Annotated in this window: 7 protein-coding genes and 3 tRNA genes; all 10 read right to left on the bottom strand. The window is 45.9% G+C overall.

Annotated elements, in window-relative coordinates:
- Positions 1 to 56 precede the first annotated feature (56 nt).
- Positions 57 to 1,928 carry a SurA N-terminal domain-containing protein gene (locus ACLQ6D_RS08995; RefSeq protein ID WP_411726946.1) on the bottom strand — a complete coding sequence of 624 codons (1,872 nt, stop codon included), beginning with the start codon at positions 1,926 to 1,928 and terminating at the stop codon, positions 57 to 59.
- A gap of 99 nt (positions 1,929 to 2,027) precedes the next feature.
- Positions 2,028 to 2,104 (bottom strand) — tRNA-Asp (locus ACLQ6D_RS08990).
- Positions 2,105 to 2,110: 6 nt separating this feature from the next.
- Positions 2,111 to 2,186, bottom strand: a tRNA-Val gene (locus ACLQ6D_RS08985).
- A gap of 12 nt (positions 2,187 to 2,198) precedes the next feature.
- Positions 2,199 to 2,471, bottom strand: a complete 273-nt coding sequence (locus ACLQ6D_RS08980; RefSeq protein ID WP_411726945.1) for an HU family DNA-binding protein — start codon at positions 2,469 to 2,471, stop codon at positions 2,199 to 2,201.
- A 205-nt stretch (positions 2,472 to 2,676) separates the two neighbouring features.
- Positions 2,677 to 5,088, bottom strand: a complete 2,412-nt coding sequence (gene lon / locus ACLQ6D_RS08975) for an endopeptidase La (RefSeq protein ID WP_411726944.1) — start codon at positions 5,086 to 5,088, stop codon at positions 2,677 to 2,679.
- A 209-nt stretch (positions 5,089 to 5,297) separates the two neighbouring features.
- A complete protein-coding gene (gene clpX / locus ACLQ6D_RS08970; RefSeq protein WP_411726943.1) occupies positions 5,298 to 6,560 on the bottom strand; it encodes an ATP-dependent Clp protease ATP-binding subunit ClpX in 1,263 nt (420 codons plus the stop codon).
- 95 nt (positions 6,561 to 6,655) lie between these two features.
- Positions 6,656 to 7,303, bottom strand: coding sequence for an ATP-dependent Clp endopeptidase proteolytic subunit ClpP (gene clpP, locus ACLQ6D_RS08965; protein ID WP_411726942.1), 648 nt, complete (start codon positions 7,301 to 7,303; stop codon positions 6,656 to 6,658).
- A gap of 9 nt (positions 7,304 to 7,312) precedes the next feature.
- Positions 7,313 to 8,614: a trigger factor gene (gene tig / locus ACLQ6D_RS08960; RefSeq protein ID WP_411726941.1), complete on the bottom strand. Its 1,302-nt coding sequence runs from the start codon at positions 8,612 to 8,614 to the stop codon at positions 7,313 to 7,315.
- Between the two features lie 97 nt (positions 8,615 to 8,711).
- Positions 8,712 to 8,796, bottom strand: a tRNA-Leu gene (locus tag ACLQ6D_RS08955).
- Positions 8,797 to 8,872: 76 nt separating this feature from the next.
- Positions 8,873 to 9,724, bottom strand: a complete 852-nt coding sequence (locus tag ACLQ6D_RS08950; protein WP_411726940.1) for a radical SAM protein — start codon at positions 9,722 to 9,724, stop codon at positions 8,873 to 8,875.
- Between the last annotated feature and the right edge of the window lie 503 nt (positions 9,725 to 10,227).

Below are 10,227 nucleotides of genomic sequence, written 5' to 3'. Positions count from 1 at the left end.
GATTACGATTAAATTTTTAAGATATCAGTCAAGTCTCAGCCAGTACATATTATGCCTTACTGCGGCTTGGACTGGGTTTTAATCGAAACATCGGCATTTGCTTGCAGGCTTGCCAGCATCGCATTAAATTCTGACTGGCCAAAAGCCTTGGCGAGATTCTTTTTGGCAAGTTCTAGCTGCTTTTTGTCTGCATCGCTCATAATGCCGGGCATTACTTTTTTCAGGCTAACGACAACTTGTTCACCCGTAGCCAAGGCGACACCGAAAGTCGTGGTTTTATCGGCAACAGGCTTAGCCGCCCTGAAAATGGCATCGTTGAGTTGCTCAGGCAAGGTGTTTTTGTTGCGCACCAAACCGGTTACCTCTTTCACAGTCAACTTATTTTCGGCAGTCACTTTTTGTATAGCCTCACCTGCTTGTAGCCGTTGTTTGATTTTATTTGCCTTGTCAATCGCTTGCTGTTTAGCCTTCTCATTGGTTAGCTCAGCAATTATTTCCTGTTTGACGCTATTCAGGTCCCGCGCTGCCGCAGGTTTGTGTTCGAGGAGCCGTAAAACCACCAAACGATTCGTTCCTAACTCTATCGGCGTACTGTTATTGCCCTGCAGCACTTCTTCAGAAAAAGCGACATCGCGGACTTTTTTCTCAGCGGCAATACCTTCACCCTTATCTTTCGCAAATAATCCTGACTTCTGGACGCTTAGCGTAAGAGCCTCCGACACGGTTTGCAAATTGTCCGGATTCTCATAGCTCACTTCTGTGAGCTTTTCGCCAGCTTCATAGAAAGCATTTTCTGCCTGCGCTTTTTGATAGCCTTTGGTGGCTTCTCCTTTAACAGTATCAAAAGACTTGACTTCGCTTGGGACTAACTCGGTAACCTTGATCAAATGATAGCCGAAAGTGGACTTGACCGGTTTGGATACCTCAGCTAGCTTCAGCGCACTTGCCGCCTCTTCAAACGATTTTTCCATGCTGCCCACGATAAACAACCCCAAATCGCCGCCTTTTTTGGCCGTGAGCTTGTCATCGGACACTTCTGCGGCTAATGCCGAAAAATCTTTGCTTTTTAAATCTTGTTGCGCCTTTAAGGCCTTCCCCAATGCAGTCTTGTCATCGGTTTTTACATTGACGGCAAACAGGATGTGGCTAATTTTTCGCCGTTCCGGTGTGCTGTACTGCTCTTTTTGTTCTTCATAAAAAGCGCGGAGCTTATCGTCAGTCACGGCGACTTTTTTGGCTAGTTCCTCTAGCGACAATTCTACGGATTCTACGGAAACCTGTTCAGGCAGTTTGTAGGCATCCTGATGCTGCTGGTAATAAGCGGAAATCTCTTGGTCGCCGAGTGGTGCCGTTACCTTCTCCAAGGTGACGGTTACATAATCGGCATCGCGTTGTTGATTTTGAATTTTGAAAAAACTTTCAATGGCGTATTGTGTGGCAAAACTGCTGTCGATGACACTACGCTGGAATTGCTCCATAATCAGGGCGCTTTTAATTTTGTTCACAAATTCAGTCGATGACAGCTTTTGTGAAGTAAGCAACGATTTATAGCGCTTTTCGTCAAACCTTCCTTCGGTTTGAAAATACGGCAATGTTTTGATGAAATCACGGGCGCTAGAATCGGTTGCAACGAGCCCTTCTGCATGGGCGTATTGCAACAGCACTTCATCTTTTATCAGCTTATCCAAGGCTTGCTGTTTCAAAAGTTGCTCATCAACCGTCATACCCCGAAAATTCTGGGCGTATTGCTCATAGGCATTGTTGACATCACGTTGATAAAAATCCTTATCGCCTACGGATGCGACTGACGCTTCCTTGCCAGTATCCACATAATTTTGGATGCCCCATAATGCAAAAGGAACACATATCACTATCAAGATTATCCAAGCAAAAGCACCTTGCGCCTTTTCTCTAATTGTTGTCAGCATAAGTTCAATCCAAAGAAGCCATATAATCTAAAAACTTGTTATAAACAAAGCAGCCTGTCAAAAAAAAGCCCCGAACCAGGTGGCCCAGGGCTTTCGATTTGGCGGAGCGGACGGGGCTCGAACCCGCGACCCCCGGCGTGACAGGCCGGTATTCTAACCAACTGAACTACCGCTCCAAAGTCTGGTGGGTGCTGAGGGGTTCGAACCCCCGACCCTCGCCTTGTAAGGGCGATGCTCTCCCAGCTGAGCTAAGCACCCGACTAAAAAGAGCTATTTTATAGCATCTTTTAGTGATTTACCACACTTAAATGCCGGGATTTTTGCCGCTTTAATGGTAATCTCACGCCCCGTCTGAGGATTACGCCCTAACCGTTCGGCCCTTTCCTTAACGGAATAGGTGCCAAAGCCGACTAAAGTCACAGAGTCCCCCTTGCACAAAGCGCCCGTAACCGCACCGATAAAACCATCCAACGCACGACCCGAATCGGCCTTGGTTAATCCAGAAGACTCTGCAATAGCGTCAATAAGTTCCGATTTATTCATTTATTCCCCCTTAGGAAAGTGAGCATTATTTTAGGAAAGTGTATGTTGTTTTTATGTAGCAATAACAGCGTATCGATCCTTATGTACATTCCTTGAACAACATAAGAATAAGATTGGGTATTTATAACAACTGCCTCCATTGAGTGTCAAGCATTAAAGGTCAGGGCTTCTTGTATCCTGACCATTTATATCCATACGCACTGTTTCAGTGCGCGATTACCCCAGGGCTTGGCTTTATTTTAGCCGTATCAGGTTCTCCTTTACCTTGCTCGTCACTGGCGATTTTCCCTAAAGGACTGGGCATATACTGCAAGGCAACTGCCAGCACTTCATCTATCCATTGGACAGGTTTAATCAGTAAATTCTGCTTAATATTTTCAGGTATTTCAGCCAGATCCTTTTCATTTTCAGAAGGGATCAGCACCGTGGTAATGCCACCGCGATGTGCAGCCAGCAGTTTTTCCTTTAAACCGCCAATAGGCAATACTTCGCCGCGTAAGGTGATTTCCCCCGTCATGGCCACATTAGCGCGAACCGGAATTTTAGTGAGCGCCGACACGACCGCAGTACACATGGCGATACCCGCGCTAGGGCCATCTTTCGGCGTAGCCCCTTCCGGCACATGAATATGGATATCGTTCTTTTGAAATATCTCGCTATCCAGGCCCAGTATATCCGAACGGCTCCTGACCACAGTCATGGCAGCCTCTATAGACTCTTTCATTACGTCCCCAAGCTTACCGGTGGCCGATTGCTTGCCCTTACCCGGAATAACCGCTGTCTCTATCGTCAATAGCTCGCCGCCCACTTCAGTCCACGCCAGCCCCGAAACATGGCCGATTCGATCCTGTTCTTCGGCAAGACCGTAATGATAGCGCCTGACTCCCAGGTAGAGATTCAAGTTTTTCGGGGTAATGACCGCTTTTTTCTGGCTAGGCTCTAACAAGAGGTCTTTAACAACTTTACGGCAAATTTTTGAAATATCACGCTCAAGGCTGCGCACGCCTGCTTCACGGGAGTAATACCGAATCATATCCCTGACCGCAGTTTCGGTAATCTCAATTTCGCGCTCTTTCAAGCCATTATTTTTTATCTGTTTTGGAATCAAATATTTGATTGCAATATTAATTTTCTCGTCTTCGGTATAACCCGCAATCCGTATGACTTCCATCCTGTCCAGCAATGCCGGAGGAATATTCATGGTATTGGCGGTCGCAACAAACATCACATCCGACAAATCAAAATCGACTTCCAGATAATGATCCGAAAACGTATGGTTTTGCTCTGGATCGAGCACTTCTAGCAAAGCCGAAGCAGGGTCACCACGGAAGTCAGCGGCCATCTTGTCAATTTCATCAAGCAAAAACAAGGGATTCCTGGTTTTTACCTTAGCCAGGCTTTGCAATATTTTTCCGGGCATGGAGCCTATATAAGTCCTGCGATGCCCGCGTATCTCCGCTTCATCGCGAACCCCGCCCAAAGCCATGCGCACGTATTTACGGTTGGTTGCCCTGGCGATGGATTCGCCCAACGAGGTCTTACCGACGCCCGGCGGCCCCACCAAACATAATATGGGGCCCTTGAGTTTCTTGACGCGCTGTTGCACCGCAAGGTACTCCAAAATGCGTTCCTTAACTTTTTCAAGCCCGTAATGCTCAGCTTCCAAGACTTGCTCAGCATCCTTTAATACCTTTGTGACCTTGGTTTTCTTCTTCCAGGGAACGCTAACCATCCAGTCGATATAATTGCGCACCACAGTGGCCTCTGCGGACATCGGCGACATAAGCCTGAGCTTATTCAACTCATTGCTCGCTTTAGTTTTCGCCTCTTTGGACATACCCGCATCTTCAATTTTGTTCTCTAAATCTTCAATTTCATTGGGTACATCGTCCATATCACCCAATTCCTTTTGGATCGCTTTCATCTGCTCGTTCAGATAGTATTCCCTTTGGTTTTTCTCCATCTGCTGCTTCACGCGCACGCGTATTTTCTTTTCCATTTCCAGAATATCGACTTCGCCTTCCATCAACGCCATCAAGACTTCCAGCCGTTGTTCGATATCAGCGGTTTCGAGTATCACTTGTTTTTCGTGAATCTTGATGGCGATATGGGCAGCCATCGTATCGGCGAGACGGCTTGGATCGTCAATGCCGATTAAGACATTCAGCACTTCGGGTGGAATTTTATTATTGAATTTAACATACTGATCAAACGTATTCATGACCGTACGTTTCAAAGCATCCAGCTTCTGCTCTGAAATGAGCATAATGTCATTAATTTTTGATACGTTGGCCGAGAAGAAACTGCCAGTTTCCTTATAGTTGCTGACGTGACAACGTTCGTCGCCTTCCACCAGCACCTTGACCGTCCCATCCGGCAATTTCAATAACTGAAGGATGTTGGCCAATGTCCCAACTTCATAAAGATCGGCAAACTCCGGCTCGTCAACTCCCGCTTCTTTTTGGGCCACCAGCAAGATTTGCTTGTTTTCCAGCATGGCGGCATTCAAGGCGTCGATCGATTTCTGTCTGCCGACGAATAAAGGAATGACCATGTGCGGATAAACGACAACATCCCTTAGTGGCAATACCGGTACTAACATTTCTGATTCTGTCATCTTCTTTGCTTCCATGAATGGAATTTTAATGTGTGTTACCTGAGATTATGGGGATACTATTTTAAATAGCAAGAATGAAATGTAATTGATAGCAACACGGTATCAATTTTTTTACAGTTTGGGCAAAAACCTTATTGGAATGCCGAAAACAAAAAAGGAGCTTTATAAGGTTAAAGCTCCTTTCGTCATGTCCTGATAAACCGCTTGGCCTAAGCTTTTATCTTTTCAGTCTCATAAACCAAGTAGGGTTCGGACTCCCCCATAATAACGCCTTCATCGACCACTACTTTACTGATATTGTCTGCAGAAGGCAGCTCGTACATGGTATTAAGCAGGACATTCTCGACGATAGTCCTCAACCCTCTTGCGCCTGTTTTTCTTTCCATCGATTTTCGGGCAATAGCGCCTAGCGACTCTTCCCGAAACTCCAATTCCGCACCCTCCATCTCAAACAAGTGCTGATATTGTTTGATCAAGGCATTTTTAGGTTCTGTGAGAATTTTTATCAATGCCGGTTCATCCAACTCATCCAGCGTAGCGATGACAGGTAAGCGACCTACGAACTCAGGAATCAGTCCATATTTGATCAGATCCTCAGACTCGACTTCGGCAAATAGCTCACCGACATTCTTGGATTCATCTTTGGCTTTAACATCGGCAGAGAACCCGATGCCACCTTTTTCAGAACGCGCTTTAATAACCTTATCCAGCCCAGCAAAAGCACCGCCGACAATAAACAGGATATTCGCGGTATTAACTTGCAAAAACTCCTGTTGCGGATGTTTGCGTCCGCCTTGCGGAGGCACTGAGGCAATCGTGCCTTCGATCAGCTTTAATAATGCCTGCTGTACACCTTCACCCGACACATCGCGGGTAATGGATGGATTATCGGACTTCCGTGATATTTTGTCGATTTCATCAATATAAACGATGCCGGTTTCGGCTTTCTCGACATCGTAATCGCACTTTTGCAAAATCTTTTGGATAATATTTTCCACGTCTTCACCGACATATCCGGCTTCAGTCAGGGTCGTGGCATCAGCTATGGTAAACGGCACGTCCAGTAATCGCGCTAAGGTTTCAGCTAACAAGGTCTTTCCTGAGCCGGTAGGGCCAATCAACAGAATATTGCTTTTTGCCAGTTCAACGCCGTCTTTTTTGGACTTATTTCGCAGTCTCTTGTAATGGTTGTAAACAGCGACTGCCAAAATTTTCTTTGCGCGCTCCTGCCCTATCACATAGCTATCTAGCTCTGCCTTGATTTGCTTGGGTTTGGGCAATTCCCCGCCATAAAAAGAAGAGGACTTGTCCTGCAACTCATCTTTAATGATGTCGTTACACAGGTCTACGCACTCGTCGCAAATATATACCGATGGGCCTGCGATAAGCTTTCTGACTTCTTGCTGGCTTTTGCCGCAAAATGAACAATAAAGCAGCTTATCGTCGTCTTTGCTGTTTCTTTCATTACTCATAGTTTTGGACTCCTAATAAGGCCCAGCTAAATATGATCGTTATCGTCATTACCTAAAGTATACTAAAACCAAGTGTTATGCCTACTGTTAATTGCTCACAGAGCCGCAAAAGTTCTGCTCGACAATACTTTATCGATTAACCCGTAGCTGACTGCATCCTCCGGGCTTAAAAAGTTATCCCTATCCGTATCAAGCTGCACCTTCTCTATGGGTTGCCCGGTATGATGTGCCAAGACCTTATTGAGCTTATCCCGGATTTGCAGTATTTCTCTTGCATGGATGTCAATATCCGAAGCCTGGCCCTGATAACCGCCCAAGGGCTGGTGAATCATCATTCGTGAATGCGGCAAACAATAACGTTTGCCTTTCGCTCCGCCTGTCAACAGCAATGCCCCCATACTGGCCGCTTGTCCTATGCACATGGTGCTGACATCAGGCTTGATGAATTGCATGGTATCGTAAATGGACATGCCTGACGTGACAGAACCGCCCGGTGAATTGATATAAAGGTGTATATCTTTATCGGGGTTTTCCGATTCCAGAAACAGCAGCTGCGCCACAACCAGATTAGCCATATAATCTTCAACTTGGCCGACCAGGAAGATGACCCGCTCCTTTAAGAGCCTGGAGTAAATATCAAAACTGCGTTCACCCCGTGCAGTTTGTTCGATGACAATCGGCACTAAAGTACCGGCGGCTTGTGGAGGTGTTATCTGGTTTATATTGCTGTGGTTGTTATACATTAAAATATCTTAGCGTTGGTTGCTGTCCATAATATCACTAAAACTCGTTGTTTCATTAGATATTTTTGCCTTTGAAACTAGCCATTCGACCGTCTGGTCCTCCAACACCATTTGCTGGATGCCCTGTAAACGGCTGTTGTCCGAATAATACCATGACACAAAAGCCTCTGGTTGCTCATAGCTTTTCGCCATATCTTCGATTGTCTTGCGGACTTTGTTGTCATCGACCTTGATGTCTTTAGTATGGATGATTTCACCCAAAATCAAACCCAATGCCACACGACGCTCTGCCTGGGCTTTGAAAACATCCTTGGGCAACTGCAAATCTTCCCGTTTCAGTTTTTGTTTTTTGGCAGATTCAAGATAAGGTTTCATCAAGTTTTGAATTTCCTCATCGATTAGGGTACTAGGAACTACCAGCTGAATTTTTTCATATAAGGCATCCAATACCGAATTTTTTAACTTGCCATGCAGGGCTTGTTCAAGTTCCCGCTGCATATTGGCCTTAATATCTGCCCGGAAAGTAGCCATTAACCCGTCCTGAGTGCCATAAGCCTTGATGAATTCTTCATCTACAGCGGGTAGCACAGGCTCTTCCACTTTAAGAACCTCAACCTCAAACTCGGCAGCTTTATCGGCCAGTTTTGCGTTGTTATATTGCCCTGGAAAAGTCACCGAAAAAGTTTTGCTCTCATCTTTTTTAAGGCCCACCAGGTTATCTTCAAAGCCGGGGATCATTTGTTTGGCGCCGATTTCCACTGGGAAGTCCTGCACCGTACCATCGGTAAAATTTTCGCCCTCACTCAGGCCGGAAAACTCAATCGTAATCCGGTCTTTTTGTTGCGAAGCCCGTTCAACTTCGTTCCAGGTTTTTTTCTGTGCCCTTAGCTTTTCAATCATTTCGTCAACATCGCTTACCTCTACGGTAGCTAAAGTCTTCGTTATCTCCAGCCTTTCAATGCCAGCTAGGGAAATCTCAGGATATACCTCAAACTCGGCGGTATATTTGAAACCTTCTGCTTCATCGAGGTCATGGATGTGCGGTTGCCCGGCAGGTTTTAAATCCTGGTCGCGTAAGGCATCGTAATAAGTGGACTGGATCAGGTCACCCGCCACTTCGCCGCGCACTCGGTAGCCATACATTTTATTGACAACATGTTGAGGCACTTTGCCTGGACGGAAGCCATCAATCTTGACTTGGCGGCCCAGGGTTTTCAGGCGTTCGGCCATTTTTTCCTGAACGACGGTTTCAGGTACGCTAACGGTCATTTTTCTGCTCAATTCTGATGTCTTCTCGACAGAAACTTGCATAGGGTTACCTCAACAAACGGATTGGATTTTTACGGGAATGCCGACAATCGGCAGTAAATTTGATAGTAAGGCTCATATTGCTTACTTATGTATTAAGTGGTGCGAATGGGGAGACTCGAACTCCCACAGGCTACCCTACTGGAACCTAAATCCAGCGCGTCTACCAATTTCGCCACATTCGCACGTTGATCGAATCAGGCATTATAGTGGCTCACAAGACAGACAACAAGCAGCAAGTTTCAAAGGAAGCGTTTACGCTCACCCAGCAACCGACACCTTAAACCCCAACTGGCGAATATCTTCGGCAAAGGCATCCAAGACATCGGGAGAAAATGCCGCCAATTGGCTGGCTTCCGGCTGCATGGAGGGTCTTGCCAAAGTGTAGAGCATTATTTCATTCACATCAGCCGTCGCCCTGATGGTTTTTAAGGCATCCAGGTAAGCCTTTTTTTCCGTTTCGGACCAGCCCTGCCCTGCGTAATCAATGAGGCAGGTTTGCAATTTTGTCGTACACACCTCGGATGAAATCCTGAGATTTCTCAAACTGCTTTTAACACTTTGGTTGGTTACGTTGAATAACGATCTGCCTTCTTTGGTGGCGCTATCAAGCTTAAACCATACTTCACCGCCCAAACTGTGCAAGGCTTTCAACCCTTCCCTGACTTTTTGTTGATGGATCAAACTGCCATTGGTAATCAACACAAATCGGCTTCCTGGAAACACGCCGAATACTGTTGCAATTTCCCCTATCAAGGCAACCGCTTTAGCGAAATCTTTTACGCTGGTCGGCTCGCCATTGCCTGAGATTGCAATATCTTTAATGACGCGATTCTCTGCATCCACCTGGAAGCGCCGGTAAAAATCACCTTGTCGGACATCGTTAAGGAAAAACTTCAACTCCTCTTCAAGCAACCGCAAGTCCAAATCGGGAGCAGCGCCTTTGATAAGACCTGGCACCTGACAGTAAATACAGCGCCAATTGCAAGCATTGTTGGTATTGAAATTGATGCCGATGGACAAGCCGCCAGCACGCCTGGAAAGCACGGGGTAGACGTATTTTAGACCAGCCACATGACGGTCGTGGTTGGTGGTGGTTAGTGAGAGTGTCATGCTAATTAAGTCACGAAAGTAACTAACTAATGTTGAATAGTGAGTTTTGTAAACATTTTGAAGGTAATGTACTCGATATAGCAGCCTTAATGCACTGTATGCTGAAAAAGATATTGTGTGTGCAATATACTCATATATCACACATGAGGCAACCTGCTATGCGTACCAACATTGTTATAGATGATGCCCTAAGCTCTAGCGGCATTAAAGGCCACTGGACTTAAAACAAAAAAGAAGCGGTCGAACTGGGCTTAAAAACATTAGTGACCCTAACTAAACAACCACCAGCTAAAGCTGGTGGGTTCGTATAATGGACTAAAGTCCGGATACGGGTCATAAGACCCGTTCAGGGTTCTGCCCTATTGTGTCATCCCCTTTGGGTTCAAAGGGGTGTTCCAGACAATTTTTTATCATTTCTTCTGCCAATTCACCCGAAACCGCACAAAAGTGACCCCGTGCCCCAAAATGTCATCCCTAATGGCACTTTTTCAAATCCGGAAAAC

It is taken from the genome of Methyloglobulus sp. (assembly GCF_046714055.1).
Lineage (GTDB): Bacteria > Pseudomonadota > Gammaproteobacteria > Methylococcales > Methylomonadaceae > Methyloglobulus.
Note: the sequence above shows the minus strand (reverse complement) of the source record. Positions and strands in the feature narration are given on the sequence as shown.